This is a genomic window from Micromonospora sp. ZG13, from assembly GCF_059359355.1.
The window spans coordinates 23,818-42,446 of the sequence record NZ_JCADBQ010000021.1 but is presented as its reverse complement, the minus strand read 5'-3'; the positions used below and the strand labels follow the sequence as shown (position 1 = coordinate 42,446).

Genomic DNA, 18,629 nt, shown 5'->3' with positions numbered 1-18,629 from the left:
CTCAGCGAGGGTACAGAGCCCGAAGCCCACCGCCGGCGCGGCGAAGAGGATGCGCATCGGACCGGGACCTCTCACCTGCCCGGTCCGCGGCATCCGCCGCGTCGACGCGCTTTCTGCTGCGCGCCGGCCCGGTCCGCATCGCCGCCATCGTGCGGCGTCCAGGAGCGACAGGAACCTAGGTGCCGCAGTTGCCGGCATCGAGGGCAGCCTGCTCCACCCGCTCGCGGTGCTCCCGCCACCACGGCTCGTCAGCGGGTGGCAGGTTGTCGTTCCTGGGCAGCAGCCCGGCCGCGCCGTCGATCAGCTCGCGCACGATGTCCGCGTGGCCGGCGTGCCGTTGTGTCTCCGCGACGACGTGGACCAGGACCTGGTGCAGTGTGACCGCCGCATCGCCCCACCACGGCACCCGGCCGACGTCGTCGAGCGCGAGGGCTTCGATGGTGGTGTCGGCGTGGGAGCTGGCGCGACGGTACAAGGCAACGATCTCTTCGCGGGTCTCATCCGCGGTCGCCCACATGTCGGCATTGGTCTCGGCGGCGTCGCCGACGTACGGCAGCTCCTGCTCGAACGGCCGGCCGAACACGACGCCGAAGTAGAGGATCTCCATGGCCGCCGCGTGCTTCACCAGACCGAGCAGGTTGGTTGCGGTCCGGGTCAGCGGGCGCCGGGCATCGTATTCGCTGAGCCCGTCGAGCTTCCACAGCAGCGCGTCACGGCCGCCCCTCAGGTAACTGTGCAGGTCGTCCTTCATCGGGTCACGATGGCATCCGGTCGGGTGCCGGCGCTGCCCCGCGTCATCAACGGAGATCGTGAACGACCGGACACCCCTAGCCGCTGACCGGGGGGCGGCGGTGCACGACGACGCAGGCCAGGCCGGGCCCGGCGTGCGCGGCGACCACCGCGCCGGCCTCCGAGACGTACGAGTCGTGCAGCCGGTCGCCCAGCCGGGTCCGCAGCGCCTCCAGCAGCGCCTCGGCCCGCTGCGGCGCGGCGAGGTGGTGCACGGCCAGGTCGACCTCGGCGTCGCCGGCGGCCTCCACGGCCAGGTCGACCAGCCGCGCCACGCCCCGGCTGGCCGTACGCACCTTGTCCCTGAGGACGATCGCGCCGTCCGGCATGTGCATGATCGGCTTGACCGACAGGGCGGTGCCGAGCAGCGCCTCGGCGGCACCGATGCGGCCGCCCCGGCGGAGGAACTCCAGCGTGTCGACGTAGAACCAGATGCTGGTGCGGGCGATGGCGTCGACGGCGGCGGCGCGTACGCCCGCCAGGTCCTCACCCCGCTCGGCGGCCGTGGCGGCGGCGACGGCGGGGAAGCCGAGGCCCATGCCGGTCGAGCGGCTGTCGACCACGGCGACCCGGTCGTCGAAGCCGGCGGCGGCCAGCCGGGCGGCCTCGACGGTGCCGGAGAGCTCGGCCGACAGGTGCACCGAGACGATCCCGTCGGCGCCGGCGTCGAACAGCTCCCGGTACGTGCGGGCGAACTGCTCGGGCGCCGGGCGGGAGGTGCTCACCGAGACGCGCCGGCCGCCGAGCGCCCGGGTGGCGTCCTCCGGGGTGGTCTCCACCCCCTCCAGCCCCTCGGCGCCGTTGAGCACGACGGTCAGCGGCACCACCGTCAGCCGGTGGGCGCGCAGCAACTCGGGCGGAAGGTAGGCGGTGGAGTCGGTGACGACCGCGACGGGCATGCCCGGCACGCTAGCCGATGTGGCCGGGGAACGCCGGGGTCAGACGGCCTCGGTGGCCGGCACGGTGATCAGGCCGACGTTGTGGGCGCGCAGGTGCCACCCCCGGACGTCGTCGCGGCGCAGCTCCGTCCAGTGGCAGTTCTGCAACGAGCCGACGGTGCGCAGCACGGCGTGCTCCCAGCCGAGCAGGTGGCCGCAGCCCTGGCGGGCCGCGCCGCCGTGGGTCGCCACCACCACGGTGCCGCCGGGCACGGCGTCGGCGGCGTCGGACAGGGCCGCGCCGACCCGCTTGCCGAGGTCGTCGAGGGTCTCGAGGCCGGCGCCCGGGTCCGGATCGCCGGCCCGCCAGCGGGCGAACTCGTCGGGGTGGCGTTCGGCGGCCTCGGTGAGGGCGAGCCCCTGCCAGGAGCCGAAGTGCCGCTCCCGCAGCCGCGGGTCGGTGCGCACCGGCAGCCCGGTCAGCGCGGCCAGCGCGCCGGCGGTGTCCGCCGCGCGGCTCAGGTCGCTGGACACGATGGCGTCCGGCCGCAGGCCGGCGAGCAGGGGCGCGGCGCTGCGGGCCTGCTCGCGGCCGAGATCGTTCAGCGGCACGTCGGTCTGCCCCTGGACCCGGCTGGCGGCGTTCCAGTCGGTGTTGCCGTGCCGCCAGATGATCAGGCGGGTCATTCCGCGGTGGTGGCGCCGGTGCCGGACTCGGCGTCGACGAGGTCGCGGTCGACGAACGGGATCGTCGGGCAGTCCTTCCAGAGCCGGTCGAGGGCGTAGAACTCGCGCTCCTCGGTGTGCTGGACGTGCACCACGATGTCGACGTAGTCGAGCAGCACCCACCGGCCGCCCCGCTCGCCCTCGCGCCGGACCGGCTTGGCCTTCTCCGGCAGCTCGAGCAGCCGCTCCTCGATGGCATCGACGATGGCGAGCACCTGACGCTCGTTGGGAGCCGCGGCGAGCAGGAACGCGTCGGTGATGGCGAGCTGGTCGCCCACGTCGATGATGACGATGTCCTGCGCCTTCTTGTCGGCCGCGGCCTGGGCGGCGGCGAGAGCCAACTCGTGGGCGCGTTCGGAAATTGTCACCGTTCTCCTTCGATCAACCGTGCGATCCTCCAAGCGTCTCATACCCGGTGGAATCCCGACTCGTCAGTTCTGGCGCGTTACCCGCCCGAACCGCCCCACACCGGGGCGAATCACTACTGGTAGAGGCGCCGCTTGGCGATGTACTGCACCACACCGTCCGGCACCAGATACCAGACCGGCTCCCCCCTGGCGACCCGGGCCCGGCAGTCCGTGGACGAGATGGCCATGGCCGGGACCTGCACCAGGCTCACCGTGTCGGCCGGCAGGTGCGCGTCGGTCAGCTCGAAGCCCGGTCGGGTCACCCCGATGAAGTGGGCCAGCTCGAAGATCTCGTCCAGGTCCTTCCAGGAGAGGATCCGCTCCAGCGCGTCCGCCCCGGTGATGAAGTACAGCTGCACCTTCGGGCCGTACTCGGCGTGCAGGTCGCGCAGGGTGTCGACGGTGTAGGTGGGCCCGCCCCGGTCGATGTCGACCCGGCTGACCTGGAAGCGTGGGTTGGAGGCGGTCGCGATGACCGTCATCAGGTAGCGGTCCTCCGCCGGGCTGACCGGCTCGTCCGCCTTCTGCCACGGCTGGCCGGTGGGGACGAAGACCACCTCGTCCAGCCCGAACCGGTCCGCCACCTCGCTGGCCGCGACGAGGTGCCCGTGGTGGATCGGGTCGAAGGTGCCGCCCATGATCCCGACCCGCCGGATGTCTTCCTCCACCCCGCGATCCTAGGCCGGACGGAACCGGCGACCGCCCGGGGTCGCCGGACCGTCCCGTCCGGCGGACGACGTCAGGCCGCCGCCGCGGCGACCGCCGTCCGGGCGACGAGGGCGCGCCGCAGGTCGTCGTCGGCGTCGGTCACGACCCGGCGCAGGCCGGGGGTGACGTCGTCGCGGGCCAGCAGCGCCGCGGCCGCCTCCCGGGTGGGCTGCGCCACGGCGTAGTGGGGGAAGGCCAGCTTCGCGACCTGATCGGCCACCCAGGGCGTACGCGACCGCGCGGCGGCCGGCATCTCGGCGAAGTAGCGCGCCACGTAGCCGGCGGTCAGCTCGGCCTGCTCGGGCTGCCAGAACCCCTCCGCGGTCGCCTCGACGAGCCGGTTGGACAGCTCGGTGTTCGACACGACGATCTCCCACGCGGCCCGCTTGGCGGCCGGGTCGGGCAGTGCCGCGCGGCAGCGGGCCGCCCGCTCGGCGCCGGCGGCGCTCGGGTCGGCCGTAGCCTCGGCGGCGATCTCCGCCGCGCCGGCCGCGCCGAGCACCACCAGCCGGAGCAGCAGCGCCCAGCGCAGTTCGGCGTCGACCGCCAGCCCCGGTGGGACGTCCCGGCCGGCGAGCCAGCCGGCCAGGCCCTCCGCGTCGGTGCTGGCGGCGATCCAGCCCCTGGCCGCCGCGAGTTGGAGCGAGCCGCCGGCCGGGGCCCCGTCCAGCAGTCTCCGGCAGGCGGCGGCGATCTGTGCCAGCGCGGCCTCGCGGGCGGGCGCGTCGAGGTAGCGGTCGACCAGCGAGCGGCTGAGCGCGAGCACGTCCTCGGCGATGATCACCTCGGTCTCGGCGGGGAGGGCGGCGGCGACCAGGGCGGCCAGGCCGGCGACCGGGCGTTCCCCGTCGATGGCGGCGTCCAGTGCCTCGCCCCAGAGCAGCGCCCGGGCCAGCGGATCGGCCAGGCCGGGCAGCACCAGCGGCACGGCGTCCGCCGAGGCGGGGTCCAGCCGGATCTTGGCGAACGTCAGGTCGCCGTCGTTGGGCAGCAGCAGCCGGGCCGCCGGCTCGCCGGTCAGCCCGGTCAGCACCGTCCGGCCGCCGTCGGCCTCCGGGTCGAGGTCGACCTCGACCCGGGCGACGGACCCGTCGGCGGCGTACCGGCCGACCCCGATGCGGTGCGGGCGCAGCACCGGGTGCGAGTCGGGGGCGCTCTGCCCGATCGCCACCTCGGTGTAGCGGCCCTCCGCGTCGACGGTGACCTCGGCGCGCAGCGTGTTGACCTGCGCCGAGCACAGCCAGCGCTCCGCCCAGCCGGACAGGTCGCGCCCGGCCGCGGTGGCGAGGCTGCCGAGCAGGTCGGCCAGGGTGGCGTTGCCGAAGCGGTGCTTCGCGAAGTGGGCGTTGAGGCCGGCGAGGAAGGCGTCGTCGCCGAGCCAGGCGACGAGCTGGCGCAGGACGCTGGCGCCCTTGGCGTACGAGATGCCGTCGAAGTTGAGCAGGCCCTCGGCGGCGTCGGCGACCTCCTCGGGTGCCACCGGGTGGGTCGAGGGGCGCTGGTCGGCCGCGTAGCCCCAGGCCTTGCGCCGCAGGGCGAAGGTCGTCCAGGCCTGCCCGAAGCGGGTCGCCTCGGCGGTCACCCGGGTGCCGAGGTACTCCGCGAAGGACTCGTTCAGCCACAGGTCGTCCCACCAGCGCATGGTGACCAGGTCGCCGAACCACATGTGCGCCATCTCGTGGGCGATGGTCGTGGCGCGCTGCTCCCGCTCGGTGTCCGTGACGGCCGAGCGGAAGACGTAGTCGTCGCGGAAGGTGACCAGCCCCGGGTTCTCCATGGCGCCGGCGTTGAACTCCGGCACGAACGCCTGGTCGTACTTGTCGAACGGGTAGCGCTCGGCGAAGAGCTGGTGGAACCGGTCGAGGCACTGCCCGGTGACGGTCAGGATCTCCTCGGCGTCGGCGTCCAGGTGCTCCGCCAGCGAGCGCCGGCAGTAGACGCCGAGCGGGATGCCGTCGTGCTCGCCGCGCCGGACGTGCCAGGGGCCGGCGATCAGCGAGACGAAGTACGTGGCCAGCGGCGCCGTCGGGGCGAACTCCCAGCGCCCGGGCCTCGGGGTGGCGGCGAGCTGGCCGTTGGCCGCGACGACCCAGTGCGGTGGGGCGGTGACCGACAGGGTGACCGGGGCCTTGAGGTCGGGCTGGTCGAAGGCGGCGAAGATGCGCTGCGCATTGTCCAGGAAGGACATCGCATAGAGGTAGGTCTCGCCGTCGGCCGGGTCGACGAAGCGGTGCATCCCCTCACCGGTGTTCGAGTACGCCATCTCGGCGGAGACGGTGAGCGTGTTGGTCGCGGCGAGCCCGGTCAGCGGCAGCCGGTTGTCGTCCAGCGTGGCCGGGTCGACGTCGCGGTCGTCGAGGCGTACGGCCAGCAGTTTCGCGGGCTGGACCTCGACGAAGGTCTGCGCGCCGGGGACCGCCCGGAAGCGGATGGTGACGTCGGAACGGAAGCGCTCGCCGCCGCCGGTCAGGTCGAGGTCCACCTGATAGGACTCGACGGTGATCGCCGCGCCACGCGCGGTCGCCTCTACACGGGTCAGGCTCGGCATCCGCTTATCCTGCCCGATGGGGAACCATACGTGTCTCCCCCATCACCCGTGGCACTGGAGGACTGAACGATGGCTTCGCACCCCAAGGGCGACTTCGACCTTTCGCGGGCGGTCTGGCAGCGGGCCGAGGGCGACACCTCCGAGAGCGCGGTGGAGGTCGCCTTCGTCGACGACCTGATCGGCATGCGCAACTCCGCCGAGCCGGACGGGCCGGTCCTGGTCTTCACCCAGGCCGAGTGGGACGCCTTCGTCGCCGGCGCCCAGGACGGCGAGTTCGACCTGGACTGACTGCCGACCGCCCCGCCCGGTCGGCCCGGCCGGGCGGGGCGCGGGGCGGGGTCGGGCGGGGTGCGTCCGCTCACTCGGCCGGTGGCCGGGGCCGCACCCGCCGGGCCACGGCCGACCAGAGGCGGCCACCGAGCCGGGTGCGTTTGATCCAGCGCAGCCGGGCGACCGCGCCGCCGGCCGGCTGGCGCTGCTGCGGAGGCGCGGTGATCCGGGCGTACGCGGCACCGGTGGCGGGCCGGGTGGTGCCCGGTTCGAGCCGCTCGGAGGCGAGCGCCAGCCAGGTGAACTGTTGCAGCGTCCGCTGGTCGGGCCGGCCGCCCCGGGCGGCGGTGCGGAGCGCCTTCTCCACGGCGGGCCGGCGGACGAGGTGGGTCAGCGGGCCGTGTGCGGTGTCCAGCAGTTCGGCCATGGCCTGGAGGCCGTCGCCCTCCCACACCCGGGTGGCGGTGGACGGGCCGGTGGAGACGCTGACGAACGGAACCTGCGCCCACTCGGGCACCAGCCGCGCGATCAGCCCGGTGTGCATGAGCCGCTCGCGCTTCTGCCCGGGCGTCAACGCGAACGTGGCGGCGACGAAGCCGGGCGAGAGGAACGGGGTGACCATGCCGATCGCGTACGCCGAGGTGTACCAGCGGCGGACCCGTTCCACCAGGTAGATGTAGTCGACCAGGCGCAGGTCGTGCAGGCCGAGCCCGCTGCCGTGGTCGAGCAGGACGCCGATGCGCTCCCGCTCGGCGGTGACCACGGCCGGGTCGGCGACGCCCGCCGGCACGGCGTTCAGCAGCCGGGCCAGGGCGGTCTCCCCCGGGGACGGCTCGCCGTCGTCGGTCGGGGGATACCAGTATTCGGTGGCGAGCTCGCCGGCGGCGCCGGTGAACGTGGCGGGGCCGGCCTGGTCGACCAGGCGTCCGGGGCCGGCGGGGCGCACCAGGTAGCTGGAGGGGAACTGGTGGTCGGTCAGCCGTTGCAGGCGCCGGGCCCGCTCGTGCAGGCCGGTGCCGAGCACGTTGGCGCGCGCCCCGGCGAGCCGCAGCGTGTGCTCGGGGTGCAGCCCCCGCTTGTCGCGCAGGATCCGCACCAGCTCGCGGGCGACCTCGCCCTCGGCCCGGGTGTCCTCGTTGGTGAGGAACCGGGGGGTCCGGCCGGCCGCGATCAGCGCAGCGGCGATGAGCCGGGAGTCCTTCCCGCCGGACAGCCCAAGGGTGATGTCGTCGTCGTAGAGGCCGTGGATGCCGGCGGCGGTGGTCGTGATGGCCTCGGCGGCCCGGTCCAGCAGCTCGCCCACCGGCCGGTCCTGCGCCGCCAGCCCGTCGCGCACGACGTCGTCGGTGGCGTATCGCGTGGTGGTGACGAGTTCCCACCCGCCGCCGTCGCGCCGACGACCGGTCACCCGCTCGCCGGGGCGCAGCAGCCGGGCCCCCGCCACCGGGGAGCTGTCGCCGCCGAAGTGTCCGCAGAGGGTGTACGACGCCCAGCCGTCCAGGTCGGGCCGCGGGTCGCCGTGCAGGAACGCGGCCAGCAGGCCGGGGCGGGTGCAGAAGGCCGTCAGGCCGCCCGCTCCGCCCGTGAAGACCCGGCACATGCCGATCCAGTCCTGTTGCAGCGCGAAGCGCCCGGCCGCGTCGAGGGCCAGCAGGCCGAACGGCGGCACCACCTCGCGGTGCACCTCCTCGCCCGCCAGCAGGCGCCCGGCCAGCGCCGCCGGGCCGCCCGTGACGTCCACCCCCACGGGCAGCCCGAGGGAGACGGCGGTGACCTGCCCGACGGTGTCGACGGTCGGCCACCGGTAGGCGCCCTGGTCGCTGCGGTGCAGGACGGTCACGCCCCAATCGTCGGCGCCGAATTCGTGTCGTACGAAACTGTCGGGCACCAGGTCGGCGACGGCCGTTTCAAAGCGTTGCCTGGCGGCGCTCCGGGCGCTGTCCGACAGATTGTCGTCAGCGAACCAGGCCAGCATCACGTGCATGTGCGATTCCCCCGAACTCGCCGGATCGGATGTGTCCGTCCAGAGGGGAGTTAACCTCCCCGTTACCTGGCGCGGATGCCTCGCTGAACAAACGAGGTACTTCCGGCATTGGTGATTGGGGACGACCTTTCGGCACCGACAGCGGTGCGGATTGGACCGATAAACAGCCACAAAACGGGCGCAGCCGAAGAGGTTGCTCCGAAACGAGATTTGAGATCAGTTCCTCAGGAAGCGGTTCCCGTCCGGAAGAACCATCCGCGCGATTCCCACAGAAGCTATTTCCGTGCGTCGCGCGAATCGCACCGCAGTGGCGCGACCGGGCCGAGCCGGGGGTCGATCGACGCGTTAATCGCCGTCGCCCCAGCCGAGCCCGCCCGGCCCCGGGGCGTGGTGGAAACCGGGGTGGTTGGCGACGTCGGCGCAGCGCTCGCCGTCCGGGCCGGAAGCGCCGCAGAACAACCGCTCGGCCTGCTGCCACGCCTCGGCCGGGGACAGCGCCGACGCGCCCAGGGCCACCTCCGGTCGGAGCACGCTCAACGCCTCCGCGTAGCCGACGGCCAGCTCCCGGGCCGACGCCAGATCGGGGGCGGTGAAGCCGAGGTGCACCGTGAAGAACCGCCCGGGCCGGGCCGGCCGGCGCGCGGCCGTGATCAACGACGTGCCGGCGACATCCCGGGCAGTGCCCAGCGCCTCCCGCACCTGCCGCTGTCCCCAGTACGCGGGCCTGTTGTCGCGCATGCGTCCTCCCCGTGACGATCGTGGGCGGCCCCGCCCTCGGTGGACCGCCGGTGGTCCGTCCCGACGGGTCGCCGCCGACCTGCCGCCAGCGGCCCGGCCGGACCGCTCCCCCGAGGAAACCAGCTCTCCGCGTCCCTGGGAGGGGCCAGCAGACGTGGCATCCGCTGGCCCCTCCCACCCGGCTCCGCCGTCCGACACGGACGGCCAGCCGGGCGACGCGGGTCCCGCCGAGGGCGGCGACCGGGCGGCAGGTTCAGCGGGCGGCGACCCGGCGGCCCAGGCCCGGCGGGCGGCGACCCGGGCGGCCCCGAGCCACGTCGTGGTGGTCGACCGGGCGGCGGGGTTCAGGCACGCCGGCCTGGGTAGACGCAGAGGTAAGGACACCCGGCACCCCGGTCAGGAGGCCCGATGGCCACCATCCCGACAGAGCGCAGCCCGGACAGCTCGTTGGCGTTCCTGCGCGACGGCTACCGCTTCGTCGGCCGGCGCTGCGACCGCCACGGCACCGACATCTTCCAGGCCCGGCTGCTGCTGGAACCCACCATCTGCCTGCGCGGCCGGCCGGCGGCGGAGCTGTTCTACGACCCCGAACGCTTCGTCCGGGCGGGCGCGATGCCGAAGCGGGCACAGCGCACCCTGACCGGCCGAGGCGGCGTGCAGGGCCTCGACGGTGCGGAACACGCCGACCGCAAGGCCATGTTCATGTCGATCATGACGCCGGCCGCGATCCGGCACCTCGGGCAACTCTTCGACGACGAGTGGCGGGCCCGCGTCCCGGCGTGGGAGGCGGGCGGGCCGGTGGTGCTCTACGACGAGATCGGCCGGATGCTGACCCGTACGGTCTGCGCCTGGGCGGGCGTGCCGCTGGCCGGCTCCGAGGTGCACCGGCGTACCGCCGAGCTGCACGCGATGATCGAGGGGCCGGCGGCGCTCGGCCCCTCGCACTGGCGCGGCCTGTGGGGCCGCCGCCAGGGCGAACGTTGGATCGGCCAGGTCGTCGAACGCGAGCGCGCCGGCACGCTGCCGGCCCCCGAGGGCAGCGCGCTGCGGGTGATCGCCGAGCACCGGGACACCCGGGGACGGCTGCTCCCCCGCCGGATCGCGGCCGTCGAACTGCTCAACGTGCTGCGGCCCACGGTCGCCGTCGACCGTTTCGTCGTCTTCGCCGCGCTGGCCCTGCACGACCACCCGGCCTGGCGGCAGCGGGCCCGCGAGAGCGACGAGGCCACCGGGAGCTTCGTGCAGGAGGTACGGCGCTACTACCCCTTCTTCCCGGTGGCCGCCGCCCGGGTGCGCCGCTCGTTCGACTGGCAGGGCTACCACTTCCCGCGGGGCCGGCGGGTGCTGCTCGACCTGTACGGCACCAACCACCACCCGGCGATCTGGCCGGAACCGGAGCGCTTCCTGCCGGAGCGCTTCACGGGCTGGCGGGGCGACCCGTTCGCCCTCGTCCCGCAGGGCGGCGGCGAGCACCTGACCGGGCACCGCTGCGCCGGCGAGTGGATCGCGATCGAGCTGATGAAGCGGGCGGTGACCAACCTGACCACGACGATGCGGTACGACGTACCACCGCAGAACCTGGCGCTGAGCCTGCGCTCGATGCCGGCGCTCCCGCCGAGCGGGTTCCTGATCACCAACGTCCGCCGCACGGCCTGAACGACACCGCCGACGTCCGCCGGGACGAGATCGGCGACGTCCGCCGCAGGGTCCGGACGCGGCACCGCCCCGGGTGGCCTGGCCGGCCTCCCGGGGCGGTGCGGTCGCGGCCGCTCAGGCCGGGTGCAGGACGGTACGCAGGCAGCCGTCCTCCTTCTTCTCGAACATCTCGTAGCCCCGCGCGCCCTGCTCCAGCGGCATCGGGTGGGTGGCCAGGTAGCCGGGATCGATCTCGCCGGCCGCGATCCGGTCCAGCAGCATCGGGATGTAACGCTGGGCGTGCATCTGCCCCATCCGCAGCACCAGCGCCTTGTTCATCGCCGCGCCGAGCGGGAACTTGTCCACCAGGCCGGCGTAGACGCCGACGATGCTCACCGTCCCGCCCTTGCGGCAGGCCATGATCGCCTGTCGTACGGAGGTGGGGCGGTCGGTCTGCAACCGGGCGGTCTGCTTCGCCTTGTCGTACGCGTACGCCGGGCCGACGTCGTGCGACTCCATGCCGACGGCCTCGATGCACGCGTCCGGCCCCCGGCCGGCGGTCATCTCCCGCAGCGCCTCCAGCACGTCGGTCTCGGCGTAGTTGACCGTCTCGACGCCGAGCCGGTCGGCGGCCGTGGCGAGCCGCTCCGGCAGCCGGTCGATCATGATCACCCGCTCGGCGCCGAGGAGTTGCGCCGAGCGGGCGGCCATCTGTCCGACCCCGCCCGCTCCCCAGACCGCGACCACCTCGCCGCCCTTCAGCGCGCAGAAGTCGGCGGCCATCCAGCCGGTGGGCATCGCGTCGGAGGCGAACACGACCGAGTCGTCGGGCACCCCGTCGGGCACCTGGAACGCCCCGACGTCGCCGAAGGGCACGCGGACGTACTCGGCGTGGCTGCCGGAGTAGCCACCGGCGGCGTGCGAGTAGCCGAGGATGCCGGCCGGCGAGTGGCCCCAGAGCTTCTCGGTGAAGACCGGCTGCGGGTTGGAGTTGTCGCACAGCGAGTACTGCTCGGTGCGGCAGTACCAGCAGCCCCCGCAGGCCACCACCGAGCCGACCACCACGCGGTCGCCGACGCGCAGCCGTCGTACGCCCGGGCCGGTCTCCACGACCTCGCCCATGAACTCGTGGCCCAGGACGTCGCCCTCCCGCATCGCCGGCAGGAAACCGTTGATCAGGTGCAGGTCGGAGCCGCAGACGCTGCTCGCCCCGACCTTGACGATGACGTCGCCCTCGGCACGGATGCGCGGCTCCGGCACGTCGCGTACGGCCAGCTTGCCGACGCCTTCCCAGCAGAGCGCCCTCACGCCCGTCCTCCCGTCGTCAGCCTGTCGCGGAGCTTGTCGGTCGCCTTCTCCTGGGCCGGTCCACGCCCCGACGGGTCGCGCCGGGTGTCGATCACCTGGCCGCACTCCACCAGCGCCTTCACCCGGCGCAGCGTGTCGCGCAGCCCCTGGTCCGGGTCGTCGCCGCCGAACAGCCCGAACGCCCGGCGCAGCGGCCCCGAGCGCCACCGCAGCTCGGCGCGGACCTCCGTGCCCCGGTCCCGGGGCGCGGGCGTCAGCCACACCGTGCCCTCCTGCTCGGGTCCGTCGGTGACCCGCCAGCGCAGCCGCCCGGGTCCCTCGACGGTGAGCTCCGCCCGCCACTCGGTCCCCCCGCCCGCGGGGTCCCGCGCCACGCAGCGCCACCGGTCGTCGTCGAGCTGCTCCAGGGTCGCCCACCCGGCCAGAGCCCGGTCCATCCGCTCCCGGTCGGTCCAGAAGCCGATCACCGCCGCCGCCGGCCGGTCGATCGTCACGCCGCGCCGCACCACGTACCAGCCGTCGCGGCGCTCGGGCTGGTGCCGGTGCCGTCGACGGGCCACCGCCCGGCCGACGCCGGCCACGGCCACGGTGGTGGCGCCGAGCAGCACCCACCTCGTTCCGTTGCTGGTCATCACGTCTCCTCCACCCGGGCGCCCGGGAATGGAACACCCGCACCGGTTGCGCTACCCGGGAGCAACCGGCCGAAACGACACATCGGTTTGGCCGCCCGATAACCGGGCACCTGCTGCGGGCACCCACCGTCACCGGGAGGCACCGTGTCCTTCGACGCCAGCGAGTACGGCCGGCACGCCGCGGACGTCTACGACGAGACGTACGCGCACCTGACGCCGGACGCGGCGGTGGAGCGGCTCGCCGAGCTGGCCGACGGCGGCCCGGTGTGCGAGTTCGGCATCGGCACCGGCCGGCTGGCCCTGCCGCTGGCCGCCCGGGGGCTGACCGTCGCCGGTGTCGAGGGTTCCCCGGAGATGGCCGCCGGGCTGCGCGCCAAACCAGGCGGGGACGCGGTCGAGGTGGCCGTCGGCGACTTCGCCGGGACCCGCGTGCCCGGCGAGTACGCCCTGGTGGTGCTCGCGTTCAACACGATCTTCGCGCTGCCGGACCAGGCCGCCCAGGTGGCCTGCTTCCGCAACGCCGCCGCCCACCTTCGTCCCGGCGGCCGGTTCGTCGTCGAGGCGTGGGTGCCCGACCCGGGCGCCTTCCGCGCCGGCGGGGCGCTGCGCCCGGTGCGGGTGACGGAGGACGTGGTGCTGCTGGAGGCGGCCCTGCTGCACCCCGCCGAGCAGCGGATGACCACCACGAAGGTCCGGCTCACCAACGGCGGGGTGCACCTGCTGCCGGCGAACCACCGCTACGCCTGGCCGGCGGAGCTGGACCTGATGGCCGAGCTGGCCGGGCTGCGCCGCGAGCACCGCTGGGAGGACTGGTCCGGCCGCCCGTTCACCGACCACAGCCGCGAGCACGTCTCCGTGTACCGCCGACCGGAACCGGCGTGAGCGCGCCGGCCCGCCCGCCCGGCGCCGCGCCGGGGGACGGCGGCGACACGGCCGAGGACCGCGGCGTCGCACCTGACCACGGCGGCACGACCGCCTTCGGCGGCGGCACGGCCCCGCCGGGCGCCGAGCGGTGCCGGCTCCCCATGGCGTACGTGCTGCCGCTGCGCTGGACCGACGACGCCGGGCTGGCCGAACTGACCGGCTACCTGCGGCGGCTGAACGACCTGGTCGACGTGACCGTGGTCGACGGGTCGCCGCCGGAGGTGTTCGACCGGCACGCACGGGCCTGGCGGGGGCTGGTCCGGCACCTGCGGCCGGATCCCGCCCTGCGCGGCGTCAACGGCAAGGTCACCGGGGTGCTCACCGGCGTCGGCGCGGCCCGCCACGAGCACGTGGTGATCGCCGACGACGACGTCCGGTACGACGAGGCGGGGCTGCGCGTCGTGCACCGGCTGCTCGACCGGGTGGACCTGGTCCGGCCGCAGAACTACTTCGACCCGCTGCCCTGGCACGCGTGGTGGGACACCGGGCGCACGCTGCTCAACCGGGCGCTCGGCGCCGACTACCCCGGCACCCTGGCGGTACGCCGGAGCACCTTCCTCGCCATGGGCGGGTACGACCCGGACGTGCTCTTCGAGAACCTGGAGCTGATCCGCACGGTGCGCGCGTACGGGGGCACCGAGGCCGCGCCCGCCTGGCTGCACGTACGCCGGCTGCCGCCCGACACCACCCACTTCCTGGGCCAGCGGGTCCGCCAGGCGTACGACGACCTGGCCCAGCCGGCCCGCCTGGTCACCTCGCTCGCGGTCCTGCCGGCGCTGGCGGCGGCGGTCGCGAACCGGCGGCCGGGGCTGCTGCTCGGTGCGGCCGCGACCACGGTGGCGCTCGCCGAGGCGGGCCGGCGCCGGGGCGGGGGCACCGCCGTCTTCCCGCCGGCGACCGCCCTGGCGGCGCCGCTCTGGGTGCTGGAGCGCGGCGTGTGCGGCTGGCTCGCCGTCGGCCGGCGCCTGCTCCTCGGCGGGGTCCGCTACGCCGGTGGCCGGGTGCGCCGCGCCGCCCACTTCGAACGCACCCTCCGCCGCCACCTGCGCTGAGTCCCCGTGCTCGCGCCGGTACGCGCCCGGGACGCACACGACAGCTCGCGGCCACTCTCCGGACGGTGCTCCGGGAGTGGCCGCGAGCTGCGGCGTACGGTGACCGGGCTGGTCAGTACCGCACCTGTTCGCGGGACTGCTGCGCATGGTCCTTCACGTCGTGCGCGGCGGAACGGGTGTCGTCCTTGACGGCGTGCACCGCGTCCTGGGCGGTGGACCGGACCGACTCGGTGGCGTGCTGCGCCGGCTCGCGCAGCTCCTCCTTCAGTTCGGTGGCGACCTCGCCCAGCTTCTCCTTCACGACCCCGGCGTGCTCGCCGGCCTTCTCCTTGACCTGCGACGCCATCTGCTGCTCGCGGCTGGTGGCCGGGATCAGCGAGGAGGCGAGCCAGCCGACGCCGAAGGCGATCAGGCCGGCGGCCAGCGGGTTGCCCTCGGACTTCTGCCGGATGACGTGCGGGGCGCGCTGCGCGGCGTCGCTCACCGTCGAGGCCGCCGAGTGGGCCTTGTCGCTCACCGTCGAGGCCGCCGAGTGGGCCTTGTCGCTGACCGTGGAGGCGGTCGAGGAGGCGTGGTCGCCCACCGCGTGGGCGCCGTGCTTGGTGCTGTGACCCAGGTCGGAAGCGGTTCCCATCACCTTGTCCCTCACATTCTGCAGTGCGTTGCGGGCCCGCTGCTTGCGGTCGTCGACGATGCGGGCGGGGCTGACCTTGTACGCCAGCGCGTCCACGTCGGAGCTCAGGTTGTTCCGGGTGGCTTCGATCTCCCGGCGGATCTGGTCCGGGTCGGTGCTCATCGGGTGACCTCCTGCGGGTGGGGCTTGAGCGCGTCGGGGATGCGCTGCACGCTGTCGTTGGTCTGCTTGAGGCCGCGGATGTGCTCGGCGCTCTTCTTGGCCTTGGAGTAGAGGACCGCGGCGATCGCACCCCAGATGACGGCCACGATCAGCGCCGCCCAGCCGGCGTCCATCACGTTGGACAGCCCGGCCCAGAGGGCCAGCGAGAGGAAGAGGGCCACCATGTAGCCGCCGAAGCCGGCGCCGCCGAAGAAGCCGGCGGTCTTGCCCGCCTTCTTGCCCTCCTGGCGGATCTCGGCCTTGGCCAGCTCGACCTCCTGCCGCATCAGGGTGGACAGGTCGCTGGTGACCTGGCGCATCAGCTCACCGATCGAGCTGCCCCTGACCTCGTCCGCGTCGTGGGGGTGGTAGCCGGAGTCCAGCCCCGCCCCCTGCGTCGGCATGCTCATGCCGCCGCCTCCCTTCGGGTGATTCGTAGGCTCACGGACGCGGGGTCCCGGTCGAGGGCACGCCCGGCAGCGGGTCGGTCTGGGTCACCGGCGGCAGCGGCTGACCCACGCCACCGGCGGGGTCGGCGTAGCTGGTGGTGGTCTGCGGGTCGGCGTACGCGCCCGGGGTCGGGTCGAGGTAGCCGCCCGGCGGCACGGCGTCCGGCACCGCGCGCGGGGCCGGCGGGGTCGGGATGACCGCGGTCCGCTCCGGGTCGTAGCCGGCACCCGAGTTGTACGCGGAGTAGCCGTTGCCGCCCTGGTCGTCACCGGCAGCGGAGATGTTCTTGGTCAGTCGGCCGGCGAGCACACCCAGCACGGCGGCGCCGACCAGGAAGGTGCCCGGGTTGCGGCGCGCGTAGGAACGCACCTCGGCGATGATGTCGCCGGGCTCACGCTGCTCCAGCCAGCCGGCCACGCCGTGCACCCGGTCGGCGGCCTGCCGGGCGATCTCGCTCACCGGGCCGGCCTGGCCACCCTGGTCGGCCATCGAGCGCATCTCGTCGGCCAGCGAGCGGAGCCCGCCGGCGGCCCGTCGCTGCTGCTCACCGGTCTGGCTGGCGAGCTGGCTGCGAGCCTCGCCGTAGAGGTTGCGCGCCTGGCGCTTCGCCTCGCCGACGACCTCCTTGCCCTGCTCCTTGGCGGTCTCGGCGACGGCGCCACCGGCCTGCTTGGCCTCCGAGCCGACCTGACGGGCCTGCTCGCGGACGCCGCTGCCGTTGGTCGACTCCTGCCCGTACGTGGAAGTCGTGGGTGACAGATCGTAGGTCATGATTTCCCTTCCGCTCGGAAAGTCTTCGCGGGTCTGTGCTGGGGGGATTGCGCCGGCCGTTTCTGCCGTCGCATCTCTTGACCTACCCTGCGTCGCCGGTTCCATACCTCGTTCGTGACTTTCCCTGCGCGCCCGCACCGGGCCGCTACAAAATGGAGGATCGCCGGATCGGGTGGCGACTCCGTCGCACACAGTGACGATCACCCCTCCCCAGCCGGCGCCGCGGGCAGGGCGTTCCGCGGGTCCACGGAGGTGAATCGATGGCACGGTACGCACGCGGCGCAGCGCGGGCCCCGAAGCAGCGGGTGCAGCTCGCCGCCGTGGCCGCGGCCGGGATCTTCGCCCTGATCGGAGTGCTCGGATTCATCCCCGGCATCACCACCGGCTACGGCGACATGACGTTCGCCGGCCACCACTCCGAGGCCCGGCTGCTCGACCTGTTCCAGGTGTCGATCCTGCACAACGCCCTGCACCTCGGCTTCGGGCTGGCCGGCCTGCTGATGGCGCGCAGCGTCGCCGGGGCCCGGGTCTTCCTCGCCGGCGGCGGCGCCCTCTACCTCGGCCTGTGGCTGTACGGCTTCGCAATCGACCGGGAGAGCGCGGCGAACTTCATCCCGGTCAACGACGCCGACAACTGGCTGCACCTGGTCCTCGGTTTCGGCATGCTCGCCCTCGGGCTGCTGCTCTCCAACCAGGTCGGCACGGGCACCCGGCCGGACGCCCCCTTCGACCGCCCCTGACGACCCGCCGGGCGCGGCGTTTGCCTGCCGTGACCTGCGGGCACGGATGTCGGAGGTCCGTCGATGAGGAGGCCCTCATGCCGAAGTGGCTGCGTGACAACGCCCTGACGGTGGCGATGTTCGGCGCGTTCCTCGTCTTCCTGGTGCTGCAGAGCGTGTTCGGGTGGCAGACGCACAACGAGGAGCTGGCCGAGTTCGGGGCCGCCCCGACCAGTTGGGCGGCGTACCTGGGCAGCGGGCACTTCATGGAGTCGGTCTTCGAGAACTGGGAGTCGGAGTTCCTCCAGATGGGCGGCTACGTCCTGCTCACCGCCTACCTGGTGCAGCGCGGCTCGGCGGAGTCGAAGCCGGTGGGGCAGACCGACCGCCCCGAGGACGACGAGCGGCGGGCCACCGCGGACTCCCCCTGGCCCGTACGCTCCGGCGGGCTGCCGCTGGTCGTCTACCGCAACAGCCTCTCCCTCGCGCTGCTGCTGATCTTCGCCGGCTCGTTCGTCGGCCACCTGTTCGGCGGCACCGCCGAGTACAACGAGCAGCAGGCGTTGCAGAGCGGGGCGCCGCCCATCGGCGCGTGGGACTTCCTCGGCACGAGCGAGTTCTGGTTCCAGTCGATGCAGAACTGGCAGAGCGAGTTCCTCGCGGTCGGCACGCTGATCGTGCTGAGCATCTTCCTGCGTCAGCACGCGTCGCCGGAGTCGAAGCCGGTCACCGCCGCACACGCACACACCGGCGACTGACGGCCGGCACCGTCAGGCCGGCACGCGCAGCCGCTTGGCGAAGCAGACGCTGTACGGGTTGCCGACGTACTCGCCGTAGACCGGGATCGGCTCGTACCCGCTGGAGGTGTAGAGCGCGATGGCGGCCGGCAGGTACGTGCCCGTCTCCAGGCGCACCACCCCGTACCCCTGTTGGAAGGCCAGTTCCTCCAACGCGGTCAGCAACTGCCGGGCGATGCCCCGCCCCCGGTACGCCGGGCGGACGTACATCCGTTTCACCTCGCCGGTGCCGGCGTCGATCCCCTGGATCCCGCCGCAGGCGACCGCCCGCCCGTCGGCGACCACCGCCAGGTAGCGGATGTCGTCGTGGGTGACGGTCGCCTGGCCGTCCAGCCCGCCGTCGGCCACCCGCAGCTCGCGCTGCTGGGCGGTGACCAGGGCGTCGATCTCCGGGTCGGTGGCGGGACGTGACTCGATCAGCATCAGGCCACGTTAGGTGGCGGGGATTTCCGGCAGGT

The 18,629-nt window shown here is 73.9% G+C and carries 20 protein-coding genes; 6 read left to right on the top strand and 14 right to left on the bottom strand.

Annotated features, from left to right (window positions below):
- Window positions 1–175: 175 nt before the first annotated feature.
- From AC5L34_RS27355 to pepN, 6 genes are all read right to left on the bottom strand, one after another.
- Entirely contained in the window at window positions 176–751 is a 576-nt protein-coding gene (locus AC5L34_RS27355; RefSeq protein WP_441177820.1) for a DinB family protein, read from the bottom strand.
- Window positions 752–827: 76 nt separating this feature from the next.
- Complete coding sequence (locus AC5L34_RS27350) at window positions 828–1,688, bottom strand: DegV family protein (protein WP_441177819.1); 861 nt, start codon at window positions 1,686–1,688, stop codon at window positions 828–830.
- 39 nt (window positions 1,689–1,727) lie between these two features.
- On the bottom strand, window positions 1,728–2,354 hold the full coding sequence (locus AC5L34_RS27345; RefSeq protein ID WP_494827611.1) for a histidine phosphatase family protein: 627 nt from the start codon (window positions 2,352–2,354) through the stop codon (window positions 1,728–1,730).
- On the bottom strand, window positions 2,351–2,761 hold the full coding sequence (rsfS, locus tag AC5L34_RS27340; protein WP_441177817.1) for a ribosome silencing factor: 411 nt from the start codon (window positions 2,759–2,761) through the stop codon (window positions 2,351–2,353). The genes AC5L34_RS27345 and rsfS overlap by 4 nt, the downstream gene beginning before the upstream one ends.
- Window positions 2,762–2,874: 113 nt before the next feature.
- On the bottom strand, window positions 2,875–3,468 hold the full coding sequence (gene nadD / locus AC5L34_RS27335) for a nicotinate-nucleotide adenylyltransferase (RefSeq protein ID WP_494827609.1): 594 nt from the start codon (window positions 3,466–3,468) through the stop codon (window positions 2,875–2,877).
- A 71-nt stretch (window positions 3,469–3,539) separates the two neighbouring features.
- A complete protein-coding gene (pepN, locus tag AC5L34_RS27330; RefSeq protein WP_494827608.1) occupies window positions 3,540–6,056 on the bottom strand; it encodes an aminopeptidase N in 2,517 nt (838 codons plus the stop codon).
- 69 nt (window positions 6,057–6,125) lie between these two features.
- On the opposite strand from pepN, the gene AC5L34_RS27325 reads away from it, so the two are divergent.
- Window positions 6,126–6,344 (top strand): DUF397 domain-containing protein, encoded by a 219-nt coding sequence (locus tag AC5L34_RS27325; protein WP_088992395.1) that lies wholly within the window; start codon window positions 6,126–6,128, stop codon window positions 6,342–6,344.
- Between the two features lie 70 nt (window positions 6,345–6,414).
- Here AC5L34_RS27325 and AC5L34_RS27320 read toward each other — a convergent pair whose 3' ends face one another.
- Window positions 6,415–8,166, bottom strand: coding sequence for a hypothetical protein (locus AC5L34_RS27320; RefSeq protein WP_441177815.1), 1,752 nt, complete (start codon window positions 8,164–8,166; stop codon window positions 6,415–6,417).
- Window positions 8,167–8,655: 489 nt separating this feature from the next.
- Window positions 8,656–9,048: a hypothetical protein gene (locus tag AC5L34_RS27315; RefSeq protein ID WP_441177814.1), complete on the bottom strand. Its 393-nt coding sequence runs from the start codon at window positions 9,046–9,048 to the stop codon at window positions 8,656–8,658.
- A gap of 408 nt (window positions 9,049–9,456) precedes the next feature.
- On the opposite strand from AC5L34_RS27315, the gene AC5L34_RS27310 reads away from it, so the two are divergent.
- Window positions 9,457–10,704: a cytochrome P450 gene (locus tag AC5L34_RS27310; protein ID WP_441177813.1), complete on the top strand. Its 1,248-nt coding sequence runs from the start codon at window positions 9,457–9,459 to the stop codon at window positions 10,702–10,704.
- Between the two features lie 114 nt (window positions 10,705–10,818).
- Here the strand turns inward: AC5L34_RS27310 and AC5L34_RS27305 are convergent, their stop codons facing one another.
- Window positions 10,819–11,991 (bottom strand): zinc-dependent alcohol dehydrogenase, encoded by a 1,173-nt coding sequence (locus tag AC5L34_RS27305; protein WP_441177812.1) that lies wholly within the window; start codon window positions 11,989–11,991, stop codon window positions 10,819–10,821.
- On the bottom strand, window positions 11,988–12,623 hold the full coding sequence (locus AC5L34_RS27300) for an SRPBCC family protein (protein ID WP_441177811.1): 636 nt from the start codon (window positions 12,621–12,623) through the stop codon (window positions 11,988–11,990). The genes AC5L34_RS27305 and AC5L34_RS27300 overlap by 4 nt, the downstream gene beginning before the upstream one ends.
- A gap of 144 nt (window positions 12,624–12,767) precedes the next feature.
- Between AC5L34_RS27300 and AC5L34_RS27295 the strand changes: the two genes are divergently transcribed.
- On the top strand, window positions 12,768–13,505 hold the full coding sequence (locus AC5L34_RS27295) for a class I SAM-dependent DNA methyltransferase (protein ID WP_494827604.1): 738 nt from the start codon (window positions 12,768–12,770) through the stop codon (window positions 13,503–13,505).
- Window positions 13,502–14,599, top strand: a complete 1,098-nt coding sequence (locus AC5L34_RS27290) for a glycosyltransferase family 2 protein (protein WP_441177809.1) — start codon at window positions 13,502–13,504, stop codon at window positions 14,597–14,599. Before AC5L34_RS27295 ends, AC5L34_RS27290 begins: the two co-directional genes overlap by 4 nt.
- A gap of 112 nt (window positions 14,600–14,711) precedes the next feature.
- Here AC5L34_RS27290 and AC5L34_RS27285 read toward each other — a convergent pair whose 3' ends face one another.
- The 3 genes from AC5L34_RS27285 to AC5L34_RS27275 are packed head-to-tail and all read right to left on the bottom strand — an operon-like array spanning window position 14,712 to window position 16,655.
- Entirely contained in the window at window positions 14,712–15,395 is a 684-nt protein-coding gene (locus tag AC5L34_RS27285; protein WP_441177808.1) for a DUF3618 domain-containing protein, read from the bottom strand.
- Window positions 15,392–15,844, bottom strand: coding sequence for a phage holin family protein (locus AC5L34_RS27280; protein WP_088998863.1), 453 nt, complete (start codon window positions 15,842–15,844; stop codon window positions 15,392–15,394). The genes AC5L34_RS27285 and AC5L34_RS27280 overlap by 4 nt, the downstream gene beginning before the upstream one ends.
- A gap of 31 nt (window positions 15,845–15,875) precedes the next feature.
- Entirely contained in the window at window positions 15,876–16,655 is a 780-nt protein-coding gene (locus AC5L34_RS27275; protein ID WP_441177807.1) for a hypothetical protein, read from the bottom strand.
- 260 nt (window positions 16,656–16,915) lie between these two features.
- Between AC5L34_RS27275 and AC5L34_RS27270 the strand changes: the two genes are divergently transcribed.
- The gene (locus tag AC5L34_RS27270) at window positions 16,916–17,395 is read left to right on the top strand and encodes a DUF4383 domain-containing protein (protein ID WP_441177806.1); all 480 of its coding nucleotides are present in this window, start codon (window positions 16,916–16,918) and stop codon (window positions 17,393–17,395) included.
- A 77-nt stretch (window positions 17,396–17,472) separates the two neighbouring features.
- A complete protein-coding gene (locus AC5L34_RS27265; RefSeq protein WP_494827601.1) occupies window positions 17,473–18,132 on the top strand; it encodes a DUF6766 family protein in 660 nt (219 codons plus the stop codon).
- Between the two features lie 12 nt (window positions 18,133–18,144).
- Here AC5L34_RS27265 and AC5L34_RS27260 read toward each other — a convergent pair whose 3' ends face one another.
- On the bottom strand, window positions 18,145–18,594 hold the full coding sequence (locus AC5L34_RS27260) for a GNAT family N-acetyltransferase (protein WP_088998859.1): 450 nt from the start codon (window positions 18,592–18,594) through the stop codon (window positions 18,145–18,147).
- Window positions 18,595–18,629: the final 35 nt, after the last annotated feature.